This is a genomic window from Bacteroides cellulosilyticus, assembly GCF_020091405.1.
Lineage (GTDB): Bacteria > Bacteroidota > Bacteroidia > Bacteroidales > Bacteroidaceae > Bacteroides.
In genome coordinates, this window is the sequence record NZ_CP081903.1 from 6,838,285 (window position 1) to 6,862,403 (window position 24,119).

The 24,119-nt window shown below is 42.4% G+C and carries 24 protein-coding genes and 1 tRNA gene; 9 read left to right on the forward strand and 16 right to left on the reverse strand.

Annotated features, from left to right (window positions below):
- Position 1: 1 nt before the first annotated feature.
- A complete protein-coding gene (locus tag K6V21_RS26250) occupies positions 2–796 on the forward strand; it encodes a thymidylate synthase (protein WP_224320409.1) in 795 nt (264 codons plus the stop codon).
- A gap of 18 nt (positions 797–814) precedes the next feature.
- Positions 815–1,303, forward strand: a complete 489-nt coding sequence (locus K6V21_RS26255) for a dihydrofolate reductase (protein ID WP_224320410.1) — start codon at positions 815–817, stop codon at positions 1,301–1,303.
- 3 nt (positions 1,304–1,306) lie between these two features.
- On the opposite strand, the gene K6V21_RS26260 is transcribed toward K6V21_RS26255, so the two are convergent.
- A complete protein-coding gene (locus tag K6V21_RS26260) occupies positions 1,307–1,783 on the reverse strand; it encodes an Lrp/AsnC family transcriptional regulator (RefSeq protein ID WP_044271724.1) in 477 nt (158 codons plus the stop codon).
- 253 nt (positions 1,784–2,036) lie between these two features.
- On the opposite strand from K6V21_RS26260, the gene K6V21_RS26265 reads away from it, so the two are divergent.
- A complete protein-coding gene (locus K6V21_RS26265) occupies positions 2,037–3,314 on the forward strand; it encodes an IgA Peptidase M64 (protein WP_224320411.1) in 1,278 nt (425 codons plus the stop codon).
- A gap of 31 nt (positions 3,315–3,345) precedes the next feature.
- On the forward strand, positions 3,346–3,882 hold the full coding sequence (locus tag K6V21_RS26270) for a GNAT family N-acetyltransferase (protein WP_217714221.1): 537 nt from the start codon (positions 3,346–3,348) through the stop codon (positions 3,880–3,882).
- A 61-nt stretch (positions 3,883–3,943) separates the two neighbouring features.
- Here the strand turns inward: K6V21_RS26270 and K6V21_RS26275 are convergent, their stop codons facing one another.
- The 9 genes from K6V21_RS26275 to K6V21_RS26315 all read right to left on the reverse strand — a co-directional run bounded on the left by K6V21_RS26275 (position 3,944) and on the right by K6V21_RS26315 (position 9,910).
- Positions 3,944–4,408, reverse strand: a complete 465-nt coding sequence (locus K6V21_RS26275) for an ExbD/TolR family protein (RefSeq protein WP_007210400.1) — start codon at positions 4,406–4,408, stop codon at positions 3,944–3,946.
- Positions 4,408–5,001 carry an ExbD/TolR family protein gene (locus K6V21_RS26280; RefSeq protein ID WP_044271720.1) on the reverse strand — a complete coding sequence of 198 codons (594 nt, stop codon included), beginning with the start codon at positions 4,999–5,001 and terminating at the stop codon, positions 4,408–4,410. Before K6V21_RS26280 ends, K6V21_RS26275 begins: the two co-directional genes overlap by 1 nt.
- 36 nt (positions 5,002–5,037) lie before the next feature.
- Positions 5,038–5,523 (reverse strand): hypothetical protein, encoded by a 486-nt coding sequence (locus K6V21_RS26285; RefSeq protein WP_044271719.1) that lies wholly within the window; start codon positions 5,521–5,523, stop codon positions 5,038–5,040.
- A 5-nt stretch (positions 5,524–5,528) separates the two neighbouring features.
- Positions 5,529–6,332, reverse strand: a complete 804-nt coding sequence (locus K6V21_RS26290) for a MotA/TolQ/ExbB proton channel family protein (protein ID WP_007210397.1) — start codon at positions 6,330–6,332, stop codon at positions 5,529–5,531.
- Positions 6,333–6,411: 79 nt separating this feature from the next.
- Positions 6,412–6,499, reverse strand: a tRNA-Ser gene (locus tag K6V21_RS26295).
- 162 nt (positions 6,500–6,661) lie between these two features.
- Positions 6,662–7,441, reverse strand: a complete 780-nt coding sequence (locus K6V21_RS26300) for a TatD family hydrolase (RefSeq protein WP_224320412.1) — start codon at positions 7,439–7,441, stop codon at positions 6,662–6,664.
- Complete coding sequence (locus K6V21_RS26305; RefSeq protein WP_224320413.1) at positions 7,438–8,151, reverse strand: hypothetical protein; 714 nt, start codon at positions 8,149–8,151, stop codon at positions 7,438–7,440. The genes K6V21_RS26300 and K6V21_RS26305 overlap by 4 nt, the downstream gene beginning before the upstream one ends.
- A gap of 18 nt (positions 8,152–8,169) precedes the next feature.
- On the reverse strand, positions 8,170–9,144 hold the full coding sequence (locus tag K6V21_RS26310; protein WP_224320414.1) for a polyprenyl synthetase family protein: 975 nt from the start codon (positions 9,142–9,144) through the stop codon (positions 8,170–8,172).
- Positions 9,145–9,223: 79 nt separating this feature from the next.
- Positions 9,224–9,910 (reverse strand): energy transducer TonB, encoded by a 687-nt coding sequence (locus tag K6V21_RS26315; RefSeq protein WP_007210393.1) that lies wholly within the window; start codon positions 9,908–9,910, stop codon positions 9,224–9,226.
- Between the two features lie 206 nt (positions 9,911–10,116).
- Here K6V21_RS26315 and porQ point away from each other — a divergent pair, with 206 nt between their 5' ends.
- From porQ to pfkA, 4 genes are all read left to right on the forward strand, one after another.
- Positions 10,117–11,082, forward strand: coding sequence for a type IX secretion system protein PorQ (gene porQ, locus K6V21_RS26320; RefSeq protein ID WP_224322101.1), 966 nt, complete (start codon positions 10,117–10,119; stop codon positions 11,080–11,082).
- 22 nt (positions 11,083–11,104) lie between these two features.
- The gene (gene cmk / locus K6V21_RS26325; RefSeq protein ID WP_217714216.1) at positions 11,105–11,794 is read left to right on the forward strand and encodes a (d)CMP kinase; all 690 of its coding nucleotides are present in this window, start codon (positions 11,105–11,107) and stop codon (positions 11,792–11,794) included.
- A gap of 128 nt (positions 11,795–11,922) precedes the next feature.
- A complete protein-coding gene (locus K6V21_RS26330) occupies positions 11,923–12,795 on the forward strand; it encodes a 4-hydroxy-3-methylbut-2-enyl diphosphate reductase (protein WP_007210389.1) in 873 nt (290 codons plus the stop codon).
- A gap of 100 nt (positions 12,796–12,895) precedes the next feature.
- A complete protein-coding gene (gene pfkA, locus K6V21_RS26335) occupies positions 12,896–13,876 on the forward strand; it encodes a 6-phosphofructokinase (protein ID WP_007210387.1) in 981 nt (326 codons plus the stop codon).
- Positions 13,877–13,931: 55 nt separating this feature from the next.
- Here the strand turns inward: pfkA and K6V21_RS26340 are convergent, their stop codons facing one another.
- The 6 genes from K6V21_RS26340 to K6V21_RS26365 form a co-directional block, all read right to left on the reverse strand.
- Positions 13,932–14,777: an SDR family oxidoreductase gene (locus K6V21_RS26340; protein WP_224320415.1), complete on the reverse strand. Its 846-nt coding sequence runs from the start codon at positions 14,775–14,777 to the stop codon at positions 13,932–13,934.
- A complete protein-coding gene (locus K6V21_RS26345) occupies positions 14,777–15,997 on the reverse strand; it encodes an NADH:flavin oxidoreductase (RefSeq protein ID WP_224320416.1) in 1,221 nt (406 codons plus the stop codon). The genes K6V21_RS26340 and K6V21_RS26345 overlap by 1 nt, the downstream gene beginning before the upstream one ends.
- A gap of 39 nt (positions 15,998–16,036) precedes the next feature.
- Complete coding sequence (locus K6V21_RS26350) at positions 16,037–16,798, reverse strand: DUF1295 domain-containing protein (protein ID WP_224320417.1); 762 nt, start codon at positions 16,796–16,798, stop codon at positions 16,037–16,039.
- Between the two features lie 236 nt (positions 16,799–17,034).
- The gene (locus tag K6V21_RS26355) at positions 17,035–18,378 is read right to left on the reverse strand and encodes a citrate/2-methylcitrate synthase (protein ID WP_007210383.1); all 1,344 of its coding nucleotides are present in this window, start codon (positions 18,376–18,378) and stop codon (positions 17,035–17,037) included.
- A gap of 25 nt (positions 18,379–18,403) precedes the next feature.
- Positions 18,404–19,552, reverse strand: a complete 1,149-nt coding sequence (icd, locus tag K6V21_RS26360) for an NADP-dependent isocitrate dehydrogenase (RefSeq protein ID WP_224320418.1) — start codon at positions 19,550–19,552, stop codon at positions 18,404–18,406.
- A gap of 4 nt (positions 19,553–19,556) precedes the next feature.
- On the reverse strand, positions 19,557–21,800 hold the full coding sequence (locus tag K6V21_RS26365) for an aconitate hydratase (RefSeq protein WP_224320419.1): 2,244 nt from the start codon (positions 21,798–21,800) through the stop codon (positions 19,557–19,559).
- Positions 21,801–21,948: 148 nt separating this feature from the next.
- Between K6V21_RS26365 and K6V21_RS26370 the strand changes: the two genes are divergently transcribed.
- A complete protein-coding gene (locus K6V21_RS26370; protein ID WP_224320420.1) occupies positions 21,949–23,859 on the forward strand; it encodes an AAA domain-containing protein in 1,911 nt (636 codons plus the stop codon).
- Positions 23,860–24,119 lie beyond the last annotated feature (260 nt).

The window sequence follows — 24,119 nt, forward strand, 5'->3', positions numbered from 1 at the left end:
CATGAAACAATATTTAGACTTGCTCAATCGGGTATTAACCGAGGGCGTACACAAGGAAGACCGTACCGGAACCGGTACAATCAGCGTATTCGGACATCAAATGCGCTTCAATATGGATGATGGCTTTCCCTGCCTCACCACCAAAAAACTGCATCTGAAATCGATTATATATGAATTGCTATGGTTCCTGAATGGAGATACCAATGCCAAGTATCTGCAAGATCATGGTGTTCGCATTTGGAACGAATGGGCGGATGAGAATGGTGATCTGGGACATATTTACGGTTATCAATGGCGTTCCTGGCCTGACTACAAAGGTGGTTCCATCGATCAGATCAGTGAGGCTGTAGAAACAATTCTTCATAATCCGGATTCCCGCCGCATCATTGTCAGCGCTTGGAATGTGGGAGATATTAACAACATGAATCTTCCTCCCTGTCATGCTTTCTTTCAATTCTATGTGGCAGACGGACGGTTGAGCCTCCAACTCTATCAACGAAGTGCGGATATTTTTCTCGGTGTACCTTTCAACATTGCATCTTATGCCCTACTGTTGCAGATGATGGCACAAGTGACCGGGCTGAAAGCAGGGGATTTCATTCATACGCTCGGTGATGCGCACATTTATCTGAATCATCTGGAGCAGGTCAAACTGCAACTTTCCCGCGAACCACGGCCGTTGCCGCAAATGAAGATAAACCCGGACGTGAAGAGCATCTTCGACTTCCAATATGAAGATTTCGAATTGGTAAATTACGATCCGCATCCACATATAGCAGGTAAAGTTTCTGTTTAACAAATCATACATCCAATCATGATTAGTATCATCGCCGCCGTAGACCGCAACTTAGGAATCGGTTTCCAAAATAAATTATTATTCTGGCTTCCCAATGATTTAAAACGTTTCAAGGCATTGACCACAGGAAACACCATCATCATGGGAAGAAAAACATTCGAGTCCCTGCCTAAAGGCGCACTGCCCAACCGAAGGAATGTGGTGCTTTCATCCAATCTTGCGACTCAATGCCCCGGTGCAGAAGTATTCCCTACCCTCGAAGCAGCTTTGCAAAGCTGTCAACCTGAGGAACAAGTATATATTATCGGCGGAGCAAGTGTATATAAACAGGCAATGCCATTGGCAGACATGCTTTGCCTGACGGAAATCGATGCAGAAGCACCTCAGGTAGATGCTTACTTCCCAGCTGTAGAGTCCAGAATATGGCATGAAAAAAGCAGGGAATCTCATCTTGTTGACGAGAAACATCCCTGCCCTTATGCATTTGTGGATTATATCCGTAAGTAATTCCTAATCTTCATCCACCTCCACCATGATTGGCATCTGCCGTTTTATGGCTTCATGGAAGGATATTAGTGTTTCTGTGCGCGCTAACCCCAACGGCTGTAATTTATCGTGGATAATACTCAGCAAATGGTGGTTATTGCGTGCGTAAAGTTTAATAAACATATCATATTTACCCGTCGTAAAGTGACATTCCACAACTTCGGGAATAGCTTCAAGTGCCTTTGTCACTGCGTCAAAAGATTCCGGATCTTTCAGATAAATGCCAATATAGGCACAAGTCTCATAACCGATTTTTTCCGGATCGATGACGTACTCCGAACCTTTCAAGATACCTAAATTCGTCAATTTTTGTATGCGTTGATGTATGGCTGCACCGGAAACATTGCAAGCTCTCGCCACTTCCAGGAAAGGAATACGGGCATTATCTGCAATCAATTTCAGTATTTGCTCGTCTAAAGTATCCAATTGATGATGTCCCATTTCTAATTTTATGATTAATAAATAACGATTGCTTCACCGTATTCTCATACGATAATGTGCAAAGTTAGCGAAATTTTTCCCAATAAAAATACGATTTATTACTTTTCTTGCTAAAAAATGAATAAACCCACAGTTACGATAAACAGGGTGAAAAGAAGATAAGCTGCATCTCGGCATAACTTTTTCATGCAAGCATGAAAGTTCTGCGCTCAATTTGCATTATCTTTGCCTATAACTACAAAATTAGATTGTTATGAAAAAATATCTTGTACTTGCATTGTGCCTACTGATGGTTACAATAGGCCATGCGCAAAACTACACTGAGTATTTTGCCGATAAAACATTGCGTATTGATTACATCTTTACAGGAAATGCTGCCCGTCAGAATGTATGTCTGGATGAACTGTCCGTACTTCCATCATGGGCCGGAAGGCGTCATCATTTAGCTGAATTACCTTTGCAAGGTAATGGACAAATCATCATGAAGGATTTGGAAAGTGGAAAGACAATCTATACTACTTCTTTCTCTTCCCTCTTTCAAGAGTGGCTGGAAACGGACGAAGCCAAGGCTGTCACCAAAGGATTTGAAAATACCTTCTTACTGCCCTACCCGCTCCGTCCTGTGGAAATAGAGATCACCCTGTTAAGCCCGAGAAAAGAAGTGCGTACACATCTGACGCACACTGTACGCCCCAATGATATACTTATTCATCAGAAAGGAACTGCACACATCACTCCACATAAATATCTGCTAAAGAATGGTGAAACTGACAAGTGCATCGACGTAGCCATTCTTGCCGAAGGATATACTCCTGCAGAGATGAACGTATTCTATCAGGATGCGGAAATCGCCTGTGAAAGCCTATTCTCACACGAGCCGTTCAAGAGTATGAAAGATCGCTTCAATATTGTAGCTGTTGCTAGCCCATCTGATGACACAGGGGTGAGTGTCCCCCGTTTGGGAGAATGGAAACATACAGCCTTTAATTCCCATTTCAGTACATTCTATTCTGACCGTTATCTGACTACCCGTCGTGTCAAATCCATACACGATGCTTTGGCCGGAATACCATATGAACACATTATTATTCTTGCCAATACTGAAGAGTATGGAGGTGGTGGCATCTATAATGCTTATACCCTGACTACAGCTCATCACCCAATGTTCCGCCCGGTAGTTGTACACGAGTTCGGACACAGTTTCGGAGGGTTGGCCGATGAATATTTCTACAACGATGATGTCATGACAGATACCTACCCATTGGATATAGAACCTTGGGAACAAAACATAAGTACCCGTATCGATTTCGCTTCTAAATGGGAAGACATGCTCATTAAAGGTACTCCTATTCCTACCCCTGTCAACGAACAGGCAAAGTATCCGGTAGGAGTATATGAAGGAGGTGGATATTCAGCCAAAGGCATATTCCGTCCCGCTGATAACTGCCGTATGCGCACCAATGAATATCCAACATTCTGCCCGGTATGCCAACGATCACTGCAAAGACTCATTGATTTTTATACCAAATAATAAGAGAAACTAAACTTTAAAGACCAACATTATGATCAGACTTCAACGTATCAGCACCGCTGATGGATTTTTGTATGAATACATGGAACAGTTAATAACCGCCGCCTTCCCGCCTGAAGAATACCGACCGTTAGAAGAACTGCGCCTGTACACTGATAGCAAACCTCATTTCTATAACAATATTATTTTCCACCATGATACTCCTGTAGGATTCATTACCTATTGGGATTTCGGCAAATTCTATTACGTAGAACACTTTGCTGTTGATCCGGCCCAGCGTAATGGTGGACATGGAAAGAACGTTTTAAATCATTTATGCGAGTTGCTTCAACATCCTATTGTTCTGGAAGTGGAAATGCCGGAAGAAGAAATGGCCCAAAGGCGTATTAATTTCTACAAGCGCCAAGGATTTACTCTTTGGGAGAAACCATATCTTCAGCCTCCATACAGACCCGGGGATGATTATTTACCCATGCTACTTATGGCACACGGAAATTTAGAGTGTGAAAGGGATTTTGAAACAGTAAAAAACTCTATATATCGGGAAGTATATAACGTACAAGAATAAAAAAATAAAGGGTGCCTATTCGAAATAAGCACCCTTTATTTATATAGTTTGATTTAACTTCTTACTGACGCGGCTGCGCAGAATAGTTAAGTTTCAATGCATAAGCTTTACGAAGAGCTTCTTTGATATCTGTTACGATACCCATTTTCGTATCTTGGTCTACTTTCAAAGAAACAGTCATCTGCGGTTGATCTTCTTCCTTCATACTGGCACGTTCACCAATAATATAATCTTGGATTTCAGCAACTTCAGCATAGCTGTCGTTCAATTGGATACGACTTTCATTACCCAGTTTCTTACGGAACTCAGCTGTAGGCTTTCCTACATAGATAAACGTAACCAAAGATTTCTTTTCTAGTTTTTCCAACTCAGTAGCTTGCGGAACCTTAAACTCAACCTTTAATGTTACCTCACGCATTGTTGTTACAATCATAAAGAAGAACAACAAAGTAAAGATAAGGTCAGGCAGAGAAGAAGTATTCAACGCAGGCATTTCGCGTTTACCAGTCTTATTAAATTTTCCCATTACTTCTTTTCTCCGTACTTTTTAGGTTCTGCCTCAGAGATTTTCTGAGGATATACATCACGAATTGCTTTTTGCTCGTCTTCGCCCAAAGCAGCATAGTTCTTTCCAAATTTTTCCTGAGCTAATTCATCTCTCAACTCATTGTAAGCAGCTACCAATTCATTCTGAACTGCTAAGTATGCTTTATAGGAAGAACCACGGTCACAACGCAAAGAAACTACATGCTTTTCCGTAATCTGCATAGTTCCGAAGAAGGGAATGTCTTTCGCATGCTTTTCCGGTTTAGACTCATCATTATACGGATTGGCAATGAATTCTTTTGCCTTATCTCTCAACTGATCTATACTAACATATTCTCCACTACACATCAACTGATCGTTCATGTTCAGGAAGACTGTCATTACGTTACGCTCCTTAACCTTATCCGAATCGTCCTTCTTTTGGTCTTGTTCGGGTGGTGGCGGCAAACGTCTTGCCAAACCACGGTCCGTATCCATAGAAGTCGTAATCAAGAAGAAGATTAACAATAGGAAAGCGATATCCGCTGTAGAACTTGAGTTTATATCAGGAACTTTTCTTTTTCCTTTTGCCATTGTAATTACTCCATTAGATTGAGTTCCCTCAATCGATTATGATAATTTCTTTTTAATACTACTGAAAAGCATTGCAAGAACCGTTGCTCCCAGTAAGAAATAAATAGTATACAGGAACATGTCAGTAACCTTCAACCAGAACGGAACATTATCTGTTCCACTATAACCTGGTATATTCATCTGTTCTCCACTACCCATAGACCAAGCAACGATCATTACAATAACCAGTAAAATAACACCTACCAGTGATTTCAGAGCTTTTACAGGATTATCTTTTAATGCGCTACCAAACTGCAAAATAAAACCAGCTACCATTGCAATAACAGTCAAAACAAACAAACCATACATTAAGTATAGCAGACTATCTGTCTGTGCAGGTTGCCACATTTCGGGGTCAACACCTATCAGTTTTGCATCGCCCTGAGCATCTCCACCAAAGTAGAATAAGCCCAATACCACTAAAATAGCAGCGAACAAAACATACAGTACATAATATGATACTCTATATGATAATTTAGCCATTTCTCTTATTTTTTGTATTTCAAGTTATATTTGATAACCATGTCCAACAGAGTGATAGAAGAATCTTCCATTTCGCTGGTCAAAGCCTCAATCTTAGACAGGATATAGTTATAGAATACCTGCAGAATCAAAGCAACGATCAAACCGAAGATAGTTGTAATCAAGGCAACTTTCATACCACCTGCTACAACCGTCGGAGAAATATCACCTACTTGTTGAATCTTATCAAATGCCTGCACCATACCGATTACAGTACCCAAGAATCCCAAAGACGGAGCCATTGCGATGAACAGCGTAATCCAAGAACAACCTTTTTCCAGATAACCAGCTTGTACACCACCATAAGATACGACTGACTTCTCAACTACGTCAAGACCTTGATCGATTCTCAATAAGCCTTGGTAATAAATAGAAGCGATAGGACCTCTTGTACTACGTGCGATGTCTTTAGCTGCTTCTACGTCGCCTTTTTCCAAAGCAGCTTCAATAGCAGCCAAGAACTTCTTTGTGTTGATTTCAGCTAAGCTCAAATAAATGATACGTTCAATACAGAATGCAAGACCGATAACCAAAGCAATAGCAACCAAACTCATGAAAGATGCAGTACCTTCAATAAACTTAGTTTTAATTTCCTTGTGAATACCACCTTCTTCTGCTTCTACAGTAGCATCACCGGCAGGAGCTGCCTGAGCTGCAGGAGCAGCTTGTTCTGTTTGTTCCGCTGCAGGAGCATCTTGAGCCTGAGCAAGTTGAGTTGAGCCAAATGTTAAGACTCCCATCACAGCAACAATTGCAAATAACTTTTTCATTGTGTGTCTAATTTTTAAGATTAATTAATTAATTTGTTTATTATATTCATTTATTGTTTTTGTTTTTTCTTTCATCCTGCGGAGAGACGGGGATTCGAACCCCGGATACCCTTTAGAGGTATACACGCTTTCCAGGCGTGCCTCTTCAACCACTCGAGCATCTCTCCAATAGAGGCCTCTTTCAAAAACGGCTGCAAATTACAAAAAAAATGCGAACCACAAGCGTTTTCAGCTACAAATGTATTCTTTTTTTCGTTCTTGCCCTTCATTCTCCCCGTTTTATCTTTAATAAAATCTCAAAATTAATAAACTTTAAAATCTTTCCGATGTTATTTGAGCATTCCAAACACTTTTAAAGCGTTTTCCGAAGTAACGTCTCCAACAGCCTCAGGAGACATCCCGTAAATTTCAGAAACCTTCATCAAAGTATCCTTCACATAGGCACTTTCATTCCTCCTACCACGATTCGGGACTGGAGTCAGATAAGGAGAATCTGTTTCAAGAACAATTTTTTCTAATGGTATTCCTGGCAAAATTTCCGGAAGGTGGGACTTCTTAAAAGTAACCACACCATTAATTCCAATGAAGAAATCGGAAAACTCCAATACGCGGGTGGCTTCTTCTGCCGTTCCTGTAAAGCTATGAAATATTCCTCTTAAAAGAGTCTTTTTGTAAGGTTCCAGCACCTTATATATATAATCAAAGGCATCCCGGCAATGGATTACTACAGGAAGATCATATTCCAAAGCCCAGTTGACTTGTTTATCCAGTACTATTTGCTGCTCTTTCAGGTAAGTTTTGTCCCAATAAAGATCCATGCCGATCTCCCCTATAGCAACATATTCCTTAGAAAACTTCAATTCGCGAGCAACTATTTCCAATTCTTTTTCATAATTGGCATTGACAGAAGTAGGATGCAAACCAATCATAGGAAAACAGTATCCTTTATAAAGGCTACAGGCTGACAGCATTGCTTCAATAGTCGTACTGTCAATATTGGGCATAAATATATGAGTAACTCCGGCAGCACGTGCACGCTCAATAACTTGTGGGAAATCCTCTGAAAACTCCTCCAAAAAAAGATGGGAATGTGTATCTATCAATCTCATTCGTTTACTTTTTCTATTCGTTTCTCCCCAGTACGATAATAATAAATCAGCCCGTAATCACGGCATAATTCCAATCGTTTTTCATTGGGAGAAACATCTTCAAACTTTTTTTCCACCTGATTCCATATATCCAAGATCAATTCATCTGCAGTAGTTCGCATAGCAGAAAGAGAATCTAAACTACGGGCAGTTAAAGCCTGCAAATTTTTCTGTCGGTCATAACTATCTGTAAAAATATCATAATGAACTCTAACCTTAGCAATAGTAGGATTATAAATAGGAATCCCCCCTTGAGAAGTTCGCTTGGTTTCTCCATCTATAATTTTTCGCCCCCACTCTACCAAGGCTGCCTCCGTCGATAAATCCGGTACATTTGAACTATCAGCCGGCAAACCATAATAAGATTTATGGGCTGCACGCACTTCCGAGCGAATAACAGCCAGATTCAATACCTGAATGAAATGAGAGACATACAGACGAGCCATCTTTACATTGGCCTGATGCTTACGCCCTGCTTGCGACTGACGTTCAAAGCACTGGGCATAATACGATTGGGCGGCTTCAAATCTCATCAAGAAATTCCGGGCTTCAGTCAACGTCTTTAAAGAAACTGCCAAATTATAGAGGTTATGGGTATCAGATTTTGCAACCACTGCTTTCAGTGCCCGTATTCTCGCCTGGTCTGTATTTGGTAATCTTCTATAAGGCATAGTTACAAAAAAGCACAATTAAACTTCTCTGTGTATCAAATTTTCTATTATCTTTTTCAGTTCTTCTTTTTTTTCTTCTGCAATACTAACAGCTGCAAGGCTTTCCATTGCCCGGTTGCTATATTCCAATATCTTATTTTCGCAAACTGCTTTTACACCAATCCGGTCATACAGTTCCGTCACAGCTGCAATTTTCTCTGCCGGCTGGAAAGTCTCTGCGTTTATCCAGCTATTCAACTGGTTATGCTGATCCGCATTCGCATGCTCCAATGCTTTAATCAGCATATATGTTTTTTTATTACAGAGAATATCCCCACCTATATTTTTTCCAAACACTTTAGCATTGCCATATACATCCAGCAAATCATCTTTCAACTGGAAGGCAACACCTATATGCATACCAAAATCATATAAACGACCAGCGTCTTCTACCGAAGCGCCCCCCAAACGAGCTCCAATCTTCAGACTCGCCGCCAACAACACGGCAGTTTTCAGACGAATCATCTCCAGATATTCTTCTGCAGTTACATCATTCCTCTGCTCAAACTCCATATCCATTTGCTGACCTTCACAAATTTCAAGTGCCGTCAAACTGAAAAGATCCATAACCTCTTTCAGAAAAGCCGAAGGACATTCTGCCATAAACTGATAGGCAAGCACCAACATCGCATCTCCCGAAAGGATAGCAGTATTATCATTCCAAACTTTGTGGACGGTTTCTTTTCCTCTACGGCGATCCGCACGATCCATCAAATCATCATGCAAAAGGGTATAATTATGATAAACTTCGATACCTGTGGCCGGAGCATAGATACGGGTCACGTCTTCCTTGTACAAATTATAAGCCAGCAACATTAACACCGGGCGAATTCTTTTTCCACCCATAGATAATACATATTCTACCGGAGCATACAATCCTTTCGGAGTACGCGTAAATTGTAAGCCAGCAATATGAGAATTAAAATTTTCGAGAAGCTCGGAAGCTGTAAACATAATGATAGTAAATTTAGGAGAATAGTGGGAATAAAAAGAGGCTGCCCAAAAGCAGCCTCCTTTTTATATAGATAACGTATTACTGCAATCTAAACATTACAGGCACCGTATATTTAACGCGTACCGGTTTACCGCGCTGCATACCAGGTTTCCATTTCGGCATGGTACCAATCACACGAAGTGCTTCTTTATCCAGATACGGGTCAACACCTCTTATGACTTTGGCGTCTACAATACTACCGTCCTTGTTAACAACGAACTGTACTGTTACACGACCTTGCGTACCGTTTTCTTGTGCGATAGTCGGATATTTGATGTTCTTGCTCAAGAATTGCATCAAACCAGCCATACCACCATTCGGGAATTCAGGCATTTGTTCTACAACCTCAAAAATGGTTTGTTCTTCCGGTTCTTCTTCTACAACAGTTACAGGCACATATTTTACTTCTACTGCCTTACCTGTTTCTTCTGAAGAGGCGATAACTGTTTCTTCCACATCAGCATCATCCGCTACGATTTCCAACGTTTCGTTAATCGGAGCTACTTCAGGAGGAGGAGGAGCTACTTTTTCTTCCTGTTCAGTGATAGGAACCATTTCTTCTTCAAAATAGAGATCAGTAAGCGCCTGGCTTGTATCAATCTTGATATCGCGCTTCGTCCATTCAAATGCTATAAACATAAAGGCAAGCACAATAACATAACCAATAAGCATCCAAGTCGATTTCTTGTTCTCCAAATCTGCTTTAGGTGTTTTCTTAATTTCCATAATTATAATATTATTTTAACGTGTTTCTCATTTTGGGCAAATATAGTACTTTTTCCGCAAAACGTTCAGCCGTACTATCTTTTTTAAGACAATATGCACCCATTTTTGTTTTTTTTATCCTTCAGAAAGCACACCTGTGCTTTTGTGCCACAAATGTAACGAGATATTTTAAAAATACCGTATCTTTGGCAATAATTTTAAATGAAATGTTGAAAAAGTCTTTTATAACGGCGCTACTACTCCTGATTTTCTCCGTTTTACGTGCACAAGACGGAACCAGCGCCTTTCAATTTCTGAAACTCCCTTTTTCTGCCCATGCATCAGCATTGGGTGGAGAAAACATTTCTATTATAGAAGATGATTTGACTATGGCTGTCCAGAATCCGGCCCTTCTTTCCTGCGTAGCGGATAAGACTCTCAACTTGAATTACATGCTTTACATGAATGGTGTCAACGTTGGTGGAGCCGCATTTGCACGTACTGCCGGTGAGCGTTCCACCTGGGCAATAACCGCACAATATGTAGACTATGGGGAGCTTAAAGAAACGACTGAAGAAAATATTGAAACCGGAACTTTCTCCGCCAAAGATATCTCTATATCGGGTATTTATACCTATGATTTAAGTGATTATTGGAGTGGAGGTGTACGCACCAATTTCATTTACTCCCACTATGATAAATATTCTTCATTTGCTATCGGCGTCGATCTGGGATTAAACTACTATCATCAGGAGTCCGATTTTTCCGCCTCGCTCGTTGCACGCAACCTGGGAGGACAGCTTAAAGCCTTTGAGGAACGGCATGAGAAATTACCTGTTGATGTACAACTGGGGTTCAGCAAACGATTGTCACATGCTCCGTTCCGGCTTTCCCTTACCCTACATGACCTCACACACTGGAGTGCCTCAACCACAGCGGCAAACAATTTCGGAAAGAAATTGTTAAATCATATTGCCCTTGGTATTGACTTCCTACCAACCAACAACTTTTATTTGGCAGCCGGATATAATTTCCGCCGCGGAGAAGAAATGAAAATAAACGGTTCCAGTCATTGGGCAGGTTTCACCTGTGGTACAGGTATTCAATTAAAGCGGTTGAAACTGGGAATGGCATACGCCAAATATCATGTAAGTTCATCCTCACTTATTTTTAATTTATCATATACCTTATAATATATAATAACATAACTCAAATATGAAAAAGATAACTATTGCAATCGACGGCTTTTCCTCTTGCGGAAAAAGTACTATGGCAAAAGACCTTGCCCGTGAAATAGGTTACATCTACATCGATAGTGGTGCCATGTACCGTGCAGTCACTTTATACAGTATAGAAAACGATATCTTTCAGGGAAATGACATCGATACGGAAAGACTTCGAAAAGAAATAGATAATATCCATATTTCCTTTCAATTAAACCCTGAGACCGGACGTCCGGATACTTATCTGAACGGAGTAAATGTAGAAAATAAAATCCGCAGCATGGAAGTTTCTTCCCATGTTAGTCCCATTGCAACTTTAGGGTTTGTACGCGAAGCAATGGTAGCACAGCAACAAGCAATGGGCAATTCCAAAGGTATTGTCATGGATGGACGTGATATCGGAACTACGGTTTTTCCAGATGCTGAACTAAAAATATTTGTAACTGCCACGCCCGAAATCCGTGCACAACGTCGCTATGATGAATTAAAGACCAAAGGACAAGAAGCCAGTTTTGATGAAATACTTGAAAACGTAAAGCAACGGGATTATATCGATCAGAATAGAGAAGTAAGCCCGCTTCGCAAAGCAGATGACGCATTGCTGCTGGACAACACTGACATGACTATTCCTCAACAAAAGGAATGGTTGCAAGAGCAATTCAATAAGATCGTTAAGAGATAAAGGAAAAAGGGTGTAGCCTTATGCCGTAAAAGGTGTAGCCATCCAAGACAAAGGGTGTAGCCTTGGGCCGTAAAGGGTGTAGCCCTTCCGAAGGTCCGTTTACAATCTCTATATCAACATATTATATTATGGTAAAAGTAGAAATAGATGAAGGTTCCGGCTTCTGCTTCGGTGTAGTCACTGCAATAAATAAAGCTGAAGAAGAGCTAGCCAATGGAGGCACTTTATATTGCCTGGGAGACATCGTGCACAATAGCCGTGAAGTGGAGCGCCTGAAAGAGATGGGCCTCATCACTATCAATCATGATGACTTTAATCATTTGCACGATGCCAAAGTTTTGCTGCGTGCCCATGGAGAACCGCCCGAAACCTATGAAATTGCCCGTCGCAATAATATTGAAATCATTGATGCCACTTGCCCGGTAGTACTCCGCTTACAAAAGAAAATCAAGCAAGAATATACTCAAAAAGATACCGAGGACAAACAAATCGTTATCTATGGAAAAACCGGTCATGCGGAAGTCCTTGGTTTAGTAGGACAAACTACCGGAGAAGCAATTGTCATAGAAAAGTTGGAAGAAGCTAAAAAACTGGATTTCACCAGAAGCATCCGTTTATATTCGCAAACAACAAAGTCATTGGACGAATTCCAGAAAATCGTAGAATACATCAAAGAACATATCTCGCCTGATGTCACATTCGAATATTATGATACCATCTGCCGACAAGTAGCCAATCGCATTCCGAACATACGGAAATTTGCCGCTTCGCACGACCTGGTATTCTTTGTGAGTGGCAAGAAAAGTTCCAATGGAAAAATGTTGTTCAGCGAATGCAAAAAAGTCAACCCAAATTCCCACTTGATAGACAGTGCTGAAGAGATAGACAGTTCTCTGCTTACCGGAGCTTCCTCTATCGGAGTATGTGGAGCAACCTCCACTCCCAAATGGCTGATGGAAGAAATTTCTAAGGCCATTCAATCACGACTTACAGGACAATAAGTCACCGTTTTGAAACAACAAATTAACGTTAAATATGAATCACGCCCTCAGCTTTTTGCTATCTTTGCGTCGATTATTTAAACCAAACTAAAAGATTGTTATGGGAACAGTTAAGTGCATAGGTATTTTGACATCCGGTGGCGATGCACCGGGAATGAACGCTGCTATTCGTGCGGTAACACGTGCTGCTATTTACAACGGATTACAAGTAAAAGGTATATATAGAGGTTACAGAGGTCTGGTAACCGGTGAAATCAAAGAATTCAAAAGCCAGAACGTAAGTAATATTATACAATTAGGTGGTACTATCCTGAAAACAGCTCGTTGCCAGGAGTTCACTACTCCCGAAGGACGTCAGATTGCATATGATAATATGAAGAAAGAAGGCATTGATGCCTTGGTTATCATTGGTGGTGACGGTTCATTGACGGGTGCACGTATTTTCGCACAAGAGTTTGATGTACCTTGTATCGGATTACCCGGTACTATCGACAATGACCTGTACGGAACAGATACGACTATCGGTTATGATACAGCTTTGAATACCATTCTGGACGCTGTGGATAAAATTCGCGATACGGCAACTTCTCACGAACGCTTGTTCTTTGTGGAAGTAATGGGGCGTGATGCCGGCTTCCTAGCTTTGAACGGTGCTATTGCCTCAGGTGCAGAGGCCGCTATCATTCCAGAGTTCAGTACGGAAGTCGATCAACTGGAAGAATTCATCAAAAACGGTTTCCGTAAATCCAAGAACAGTAGTATTGTAATTGTTGCGGAAAGCGAACTGACAGGTGGAGCCATGCACTTTGCAGAGCGTGTAAAGAATGAATATCCTCAATACGACGTACGTGTTACTATCCTTGGACACTTGCAGCGCGGTGGAAGTCCTACTGCTCACGATCGTATCCTTGCCAGCCGACTCGGTGCGGCAGCTATTGATGCCATCATGGATGGACAACGCAATGTAATGGTCGGTATCGAACATGACGAAGTGGTATACGTTCCTTTCACAAAAGCTATCAAGAATGATAAGCCAATCAAAAAAGACTTGGTAAATGTATTGAGAGAACTCTCTATTTAATTAGAATATAGTGAAATATGCAAAAGCGCGGATGAAATTCATCCGCACTTTTGCATTATAGCCATTTTGCTACAATTTCTTCTGTCTTATCCCATAGTTCCTTCATCTGTACATGATGAAAGAATTTCTCTGAGAGCTGTTTAGGATGGCAACTTACATTCAATGTTCCGGTACGTTTTCCCGCATCTTCATCCAGTAACAAACTGATGGCCGTCGCTGCTCCCTGGCGAGGCGTACGTATGAAAGGCCGGAAAAAGATATCCGTCAACGGATCAAACCACATATGCATCGTAATGATTTTTGTGGAAACAATACCCGGATCAGCAGCATTGACAATAATTCCTTTTTCTTTCACCTTCTTCGATAGAGCTATTGTAAACAGAGTCAATGCCAACTTCGTATTACTATAAATCGGAATACGCCAGAAAGCACCTTTCTTTCCACGTAAAAAGAAGTCAGGAAAATCCAGTTTACCAATGGCATAAGTACAGGACACCATATTTACAATCCTGCTTCCCTCTCCCATCAATGGTAGCAATTTACGGGTCAACAAATAGGGAGCTACATAATTGACACTCACTGTATGTTCCAATCCATCTTCGGTGATACAACGTTTCGTTTCCATGGTGCCGGCATTGTTCATTAACAAGGTGATAGCTTCTCCACGCTGAAGAAGTTCATGGGCAAAAGAAGCCGTAGAAGATAAAGAAGCAAGATTGACCGGTACTATTTCCAATGCTATATTTCCTGTTTCCCGCATTATTAACTGACGTTTCTCTTCTGCGATTTCAGGATCACGACACGCCATAATGACTTTATATCCGGCGGCAGCAACAGCGCGTGTAATCTCCATTCCCATACCGCCATCTGCTCCGGTTATAACTGCAAGTTTCTGTTTCATTATCCTTTTGCTTCTATTTTTGTAATTTCCCGCTTTAAGCCGGCCGGAAGTTCTTCATTCAAATGCTGATGGCATGCCATTTCAATGGAATACATCCGTGCAATACAGTAATTACTATGTTTACAATTACAGAGTGCTTTCTCCTCTTCACGCATACGGTTGACAAAGCCCGGTTCATTAAGCAGGGCACGTGCCATCTGTACAGCTTCAAAACCATCATTCAGTACCTCATCTATTTTCTCACGCGAAACTAAGCCACCTACATATACCAATGGCATCTTTATTTCTGCCCGAAATTTCAGCGCATCTTCCAGAAAGTAAGCCTCTTTGAAAGGAACGGTCGGTATCATCCATTTTCCCACCATCCGCACGCCATACTTCAACCACCAACAATTCATATAATGAGTCATGGAGCGGATAGGCATCTGCCCCCGCATCACATACATAGGAGCCTTACTTACAAAACCTCCGCTCAGCACCAATGCATGAGCCCCCGATTGTTCCAGACGCTTTGCTACCTGCATCGTTTCATCTATCTCCATACCACCACAAAAACCGTCGCGCATGTTCATCTTCACTAATACAGCCATATCGGTTCCGGCAGCTTTCATCACTTCTTCCATCACCATGTCCATAAAACGCATCCGGTTTTCCAGCGAACCACCGAAGCAGTCCTTACGCCGATTGGTATAAGGAGAAAGAAACTGAGAAATCAAATATCCGTGTCCGGCGTGTATTTCAACGGCATCAAAACCAGCTTCACGAGCCAGATTCACAGCACGACCATACGCACATGCCATCTCAGGCAGTTCCTCTTTCTTCAAGCCACGAACAAAAGTAGGTGAGTAAAGATTGAAACCACTGGAAGCTCCGACAGGAGTAACACCACAAATGCTTTTGTGCGACATATTGCCGCAATGTCCCAATTGGATAGCTGCTGCAGCACCTTCGGCATGTACAGCATCAGTCAGTTCCTTTAATCCGGGAATGATTTCAGACCGCATCCACAATTGGCGGTCGAACGACAAACCACTTTGGGTGACAGCTGCATAGGCCACAGTAGTCATTCCAACACCACCAGCCGAAACTGAACGATGATAATCAAGCAACATTTGCGAAGGGGCATTACCCGGACACATACTTTCAAATGCCGCTGAGCGGATGGTACGATTCCGTAAAGTCAGCGGGCCAAAAGTTACAGGAGTAAATAACTTGCTCATGAGTATTATTTATGATTTGTGATTTATAAGTGAGAGAAATCAATATAGGAACGGAAAAACACGTTTCCGGTTTCCTACCGCATCTCCAAATTCTTCTTTATAGCGATGCCAGATAGCATTAGCACGAGGAACCAGGTTAGCCACTGTCCACCATAGGAAAACCAGTCCGGAAAGCGACCATGTCAATATAGCCCATCCTGTCCATTCTATAATTTCACCAAAGTAATTGGCAGAGGTGACATAACGATACATCCCCTGCGATGGCAGATAATGCTGCGTATCTCCCGGTTTACGAAGATGGCGGATTACATAATCCGAATACCAGTTGATTCCCATTCCAGTGAAGAACAGCAATACTCCAAGAATAAATTGTGGAGTCTTCAGCCAGTCCGGCATATAAAGATTTTCAGGAGCCAGATAAAAAAGCCATTCTCCTTGCATAAAGCCATTCAAGAGGTTGAACAACATTCCCATCATCATAATAGCAAGTGGCATACGGCTTTTCCCCTTCAGCAGGAAAGGAAACACAAAGGCGCGCTGGAAATAATGCAATTGAAATAAGAGAAAGAAAATTAAAGGAACAATTGAATTATATCGTGCTGAATTCCACCAAAGTAATAACATCACAATAAACACAGGTGCCTCCATCAGCATCCACGCCAACTTATTATTGATAGAAATGCCCCAAGATGCAGTTCGGAACATTCCATATCCCGCTTTGACAAAATAAAGTGCGATAAAAACAAACAGTGCGATAATGCTCATTGCACCCAGAAATAGCTGAAAAGTCCCTTGTTCCATACTTGTTTCGATTTAAGTACAGGCAAAGATATATAAAAAGGAGAGAAAAAGAAAACTTCCTCCCCCTAATTAGTTTACAAAGATGTTAGCAAATTATCTCATAAATATAGGGATATGAATCAGTTACGAGCTACAGGCTACAAGCTACAAGTGCCTTTCGGAACATAGCGCAGCTACTTGTAGCTTGTAGCCTGTAGCTCGTAACTTCATTCCTTTCTTTTTCGTTTTACTCGTCTTTATCGTTTCTTGATAGGTACATAGGTCGTATCTTCAAGTACATTTTTGTATGCCGGACGAATGATACGCTTACCTTCAAAGTTCAATTCTTCATTACGGTGTGCACACCAACCGACAATACGAGCCATAGCAAATAGCGGTGTAAAGATTTCCTGCGGTAATCCAATCATTTCATAAACAAAGCCAGAATAGAAATCAACGTTACTCGATACCGTCTTCCCATTGTTCTTCACGCGACCGAAAGTTTCGATAGCACGTTCTTCCAAGAGCTCAAGGAAAGCAAATTCGCGCTCTTTACCTTTTTCCCGGGCAAGATCACGAGCCAGTTCTTTCAGTAAGATAGCACGTGGATCGGAAATCGTATAAACAGCATGTCCGATACCATAAATCAATCCGGTCTTGTTATAAACTTCCTTATTCAGCATACGGGTAAAGTAAGTGTCGATCTCATCCACACTTGTCCAGTCCTGAATATTCTCCTGCAAATGATGGAACATATCAGCCACCTGAATATTTGCACCACCATGAAGCGGGCCTTTCAACGAACCGATACCTGCAGCAATGGATGAGTATGTATCCGTTCCGGTAGAAGAAGTAACACGGACTGTGAAAGTAGAGTTATTACCTCCGCCATGTTCTGCCTGAAGCACCAACAAAAGGTCGAGCGTACGAGCATCCAGCTGTGTATAATTACGTTTCAGCATATAAAGGAAATTTTCGGCAATAGAAAGATTTTCCTGCGGATGGCGAATATGCAATGAACGGCCGAAAGTGGCATGGCGCAACATATTATATGCATAAGCAATAATGGTCGGGAACTTAGAAATCAATTCTATGCTCTGGCGCATCAGGTTGTCGCGGGAAGTATCATCGGCAGCAGGGTCAAAACGATACATCTCAAGTACACTGCGTGCCAGGATATTCATAATATTATTCCCTTCCAGTTCGATAATATTCATCTTAGTCTTCTGTTCCAACGGCATATTATCATTAATCAGTTCACGAAAAGAAGCCAACTCTTCCTTATCGGGCAAATTACCGGACAGTAACAGATAAGCCACTTCTTCAAATCCGAAACGTTTCTCTTTAACAAAAGCATGTACAATATCTTCTACATCATAACCACGATAAAACAGCTTACCCGGGATAGGCTTCAAGCCACCGCCCGGAACACGTTCATAACCCACTACATTACCAATTCTGGTGAGTCCAACCAAAACACCCGTGCCGTCTTCATTGCGCAAACCGCGCTTCACATCAAATTTGGAGAATAATTCGGTATCAATCCGAACCGCTTCCTTCATATCCTCGGAAAGCTTATAAACTAAATATTCCTTCTTCATTTTCGTATCGTTTTAATCGTTAGTATTATTTTTCAATTCTTTCCACTATCTCCTGGGTAAAGGCAGAAGTGGACAAAGAGACACCGCCAGGCATGAAGCGCGCCAGGTCGGCGGTAGCACGGGCATCAAGGAAACTTCGTTCCAGCGCATGTTCTATCAGAGAAGCAGATTCTTTCCAACCAAAGTATTCGAGCATCATTACAGCAGACAGAATGATGGAACAGGGGTTCACAATATTTTTGCCTGCAATATTCGGTGCCGTGCCATGAGTGGCTTCAAAGATGGCATGTCCGGTCTGGTAGTTGATATTTGCTCCGGGAGCAATACCGATACCGCCCACCATGGCAGCCAACTGATCGGAAACATAATCTCCATTCAGGTTAAGGGTAGCAATCACAGAGTATTCTTCAGGAATCAACAAGGTATTTTGCAGGAAAGCATCCGCAATGCAATCTTTTATCACCAGCTTTCCGTCAGCCAATGCTTCTCCAAATTCACGTTCAGCCAGTTCGTAGCCCCACTTTTTGAAACCGCCTTCGGTAAACTTCATTATATTTCCCTTGTGTACCAATGTCACGGAAGGCAGATTATTCTCAAGTGCATACCGGCAGGCAGCACGCACCAGTCGTTCCGTTCCTTCTTTTGAAACTGGTTTCACACCGAAAGAAGATGTCTTGAGGAACCGTACTTTCTTCACCCCCATTTCATCGTGCAGAAACTTATAGAACTTCTCAGCTTCCGGTGTACCGGCTTCCCACTCAATACCCGCATAAATATCTTCCGTATTTTCACGGAATACACACATGTTCACCTTCTCCGGATGACGAACCGGAGAGTGAATGCCCTGATACCAACGAACCGGCCGCAGACATACATACAAGTCCAATGTCTGGCGCAATGCCACGTTCAGTGAACGGATACCACCACCGACAGGGGTCGTCAGCGGACCTTTGATACCCACCTTGTAATCACGGAAAGCTTCCATCGTTTCATCAGGTAACCACAGGCCACATTTTTCAAAAGCCCGTTCGCCTGCCCACACTTCCATCCATTCAATTTGCCGTTGTCCACTATATGCTTTCTGTACGGCAGCATTCACAATAGCTTGCATAGAAGGAGTTATTTCAACTCCTACCCCATCACCTGTAATAAAAGGTACTGTAATTTTATCCATCTTTCTATCTTGCATTAAGAGCAGAACCGGCACGGAACCAGCCTATCTGCTGTTCATTATACGTATGTTGAGCTTCGAAGCTATCCTTCGTACCATCTTCGTGGTGAAGGACAATCTTAAGATTACGGCCGGGAGCAAAGTCCATCAATCCGATTACCGAAATTAAATCATGTTCCTGAATCTTATCATAATCGGCTTTATCCACAAAAGTCAATGCCAGCATACCTTGTTTCTTTAGATTCGTTTCATGGATACGGGCAAAACTCTTTGCCAGAATCACACGGACATTCAGGAAACGGGGCTCCATAGCGGCATGTTCACGACTGGAACCTTCACCATAATTTTCTTCGGCTACTACAATGGAAGAAATTCCTTCGGACTTATACATCTTTGCCGTACCGGAAACCGGACCGTACGTATTAGTCGAACGATTCCAGACACTGTTAGTTTCTCCATTGAAAGCATTTACAGCACCCATCAGCATATTGTCTGAGATATTCTCCAGATGTCCACGGAAACGAAGCCACGGACCTGCCATTGAAATATGGTCTGTAGTACATTTACCCTGTGCCTTAATCAGCAACGGCATATTAAGTAAATCGGTCCCTTCCCAGGCAAGGAATGGTTGTAGCAATTGAAGCCGTTGCGAATGGGGATTCACATTGATTTCCACCTTTTCACTGCTGGGGGCTATATACCCTTCGCTACCTTCGGCAAATCCTTTCGGTGGCAATTCTTCACCCACAGGCTCGGAGAGTTTTACCTTTTCACCTTCACGATTCACCAATACATCTGTCAGCGGATTGAAACAAAGGTCTCCGGCAATCGTCAGTGCCATTGTCAATTCGGGGGAAGCGACAAAGGCATACGTATTCGGATTACCGTCTGCACGTTTAGCAAAATTACGGTTGAAAGAGGTTACGATAGAATTCTTGCGAGTAGGGTTATCTGTCTCACGTTTCCACTGACCAATACAGGGACCGCAGGCGTTTGCCATAATTGTAGCACCGACTTTTTCAAAAGTTCCTATCATACCATCCCGCTCTGCTGTAGCCCGTATCCGTTCGGAACCGGGGTTCACAATCAGAGGAGCGGCTACTTTCAGGTGTTTCTTTTCAACCTGGCGGGCCAGGGAAACGGCACGACTTAAATCCTGATAAGATGAATTGGTGCATGAACCTATCAATCCGACTTCCATCTTGCGCGGATAACCGTTAACCAATACTTTTTCTGCAAATTCAGAAATAGGCGTAGCGGCATCGGGAGTAAAAGGACCATTAATATAAGGTTCCAGCCTGGAAAGGTCAATCTCAATTACCCGGTCGTAATACTTCTCCGGGGCAATCATGATGTCGGCATCTGCACGAAGATCACCCGCCACAGAATCAGCCATCTCTGCCACTTCTTCCCTTCCTGTAGCTTTCAGATAAGTAGCCATACGATCATCATAAGGGAAAAGTGACGTAGTGGCACCGACTTCGGCACCCATATTACAAATAGTTGCCTTACCGGTAGCGGACAAAGAAGCCGTACCCGGTCCAAAATATTCAATGATCGCATTTGTACCGCCTTTAACCGTCAGGATACCTGCCAACTTCAGAATCACATCTTTTGGAGCCGCCCAACCATTTAATTCACCTTTCAGATGTACACCAATCAAGCGGGGCATTTTCAATTCCCATTCCATACCAGTCATCACATCCACTGCATCGGCACCACCGACGCCGATGGCAACCATACCCAGACCGCCTGCATTGGGCGTATGCGAATCCGTACCTACCATCATTCCACCAGGGAAGGCATAATTTTCCAATACCACCTGATGAATAATACCCGCACCCGGTTGCCAGAAGCCGATACCGTATCGGGAAGAAACATCACGCAAAAAATCGTATACTTCTTCGTTTGTCTTGGTAGCAGTGGCAATATCTTCCCGGGCTCCTCTATAGGCCTGTATCAGATGGTCGCAATGTACTGTCGAAGGTACGGCAACTTGTTCGCGACCCGCATTCATAAATTGCAGCAATGCCATTTGGGCGGTTGCATCCTGCATTGCTACACGGTCAGGGCGGAAGTTTACATAATCTTCTCCCCGCTTGTAGTCTTTTACCCCCTTCCCATCAAACAGATGAGTATACAAAATCTTTTCTGCTAATGTCAGCGGACGTTGCAGTATAGCCCGCACGTGTTCCATTTTCCCCTTATAAGAAGCATAAAAGGTCTTTAACATAGTTACGTCATACACCATAATCACATTTATTTTTAGTTTTCCAATATTGTAAAGATTACAAATTAATATAATAAACAAATTAAAATCGTTAAAGGTTTAACAAATTAAAGCTTTTCTTCGTGCAAAAGCGAAGAATGATTACCTTTGTAAGAGATTTAATAATAATATGAGCAATAACCTCCTTTCTACAACAGACCATCTTCAGCGACAAGAATTGCTCCTGCGTATGGAATATGAATTCGAAAAGGAAGAATTCAAAAGACAGACTGAAACCATGGGTATCGCCCGTAAGGTGAAACGGGGACTCTGTTGGTATCCTGCCACTCCCGGACGAAGTTACTACAATTCACTGAATCAATTAGTAATAGAAATTACACATACGGAAGATACTGATATAGAACATAATTTTGAATTCGGGCGTCCCGTCTGTTTTTTCCGTAAAGGATACGACGAAAAGATCACATATTTCAATTCCATTGGTACTATCAGTTATGCCAACGAAACACGTATGGTTGTTGCAATGCCCGGTGCAGGTGCTATACTGGAAGTGCAATCTGCCGAAAACCTCGGAGTGCAGCTTTATTTTGATGAAACGTCCTACCGCACTATGTTCGAAGCACTCTCCGATGTAATTCGCGCTAAGGGCAATCGATTGGCAGAATTGAGAGATATCATGTTGGGAACTTTAAAACCCGGATTCCGTGAACTCTACCCTGTCCGTTTCCCCTGGCTGAACTCTACACAGGAAAATGCAGTGAACAAAGTATTGAACTCCCGCGATGTTTCTATTGTACACGGGCCTCCGGGAACAGGGAAAACAACTACTCTCGTAGAAGCTATCTATGAAACATTGCACCGCGAACCTCAAGTACTGGTTTGTGCCCAAAGTAATACTGCCGTCGACTGGATCTGTGAAAAGCTCGTAGATCGTGGTGTGAATGTCCTGCGCATTGGCAATCCCACCCGGGTAAACGACAAAATGCTTTCATTCACTTATGAGCGCCGCTTCGAAGGGCATCCGGCCTATTCTGAACTATGGAGTATCCGCAAAGCCATGCGTGAAATGGGCGGCAAACATCGGGGCAGTTATGAAGAACGTGAAAGTGCACGCAATCGTATGAGTCGCCTGCGTGATCGTGCCACACAATTGGAAATACAGATCAATGCCGATCTTTTTGACAATGCCCATGTCATAGCCTCCACCCTTGTCAGCAGCAATCACCGTATACTGAACGGGCGTCACTTCGGTACACTTTTTATTGATGAAGCTGCCCAAGCCCTGGAAGCCGCCTGTTGGATAGCTATTCGCAAAGCCGACCGTGTAGTACTGGCAGGCGATCATTGCCAGCTTCCACCTACTATAAAATGTTACGAAGCTGCCCGTGGAGGTCTCGAATGTACATTGATGGAAAGAGTTGTTGCCAATAAACCCGGCACCGTCTCCCTATTGAAGGTACAATATCGTATGCATGAGGATATCATGAAATTTCCTTCTCAGTGGTTTTATAATGGAGAACTACAAGCGGCTCCTGAGATACGATACCGCGGTATTCTCGACTGGGACACTCCTATCAGCTGGATAGATACTTCTGACATGGATTTTAAAGAAGAGTTTATAGGAGAAACATTCGGGCGTATCAATAAAGCAGAAGCAGATTTACTTCTTCAGGAATTAAAAGCTTATATTAACCGGATAGGTGGAAAACGCGTATTAGAAGAGCGGATCGATTTCGGTATAATTTCCCCATACAAAGCCCAGGTGCAATATCTTCGCAATAAGATTAAAGCAAGCGGTTCACTTAAACCTTATCGTAGCTTGCTCACTGTTAACACTGTAGATGGCTTCCAAGGGCAGGAACGTGATGTTATTTTCATCAGTCTTGTCCGTGCCAACGAAGATGGTCAGATAGGCTTCCTCAACGACCTGCGAAGAATGAATGTGGCCATAACCCGTGCCCGCATGAAGCTGGTGATATTAGGAGAAGCCGCCACTTTAGCCCATCATACTTTTTATCACAAATTTCTGGAATATGCGGGAACTGTAAAGCCACAAGATGAGTCACCTCACCAGGACTAATCTCCTCATTCTTGTCAAGAGCAGATTTACGAAGCATTAACAGAGTAAAAGGTATTTAAACCATCTGTTCTTGTTCCACTGAAACAGATGATGCGTTTACCTCCATTACATTATCTGTTTTACCCCAACAGATGGTATGTTTTGAGCAATTACATCGTATGTTTTACTTCAAAAGAAGGTATGTTTTCTGCAATTTCACACCTTATCATATAAAAAAAGAGGAGCAACTTACGTTACTCCTCCCATTGTCTTCTTCCCGA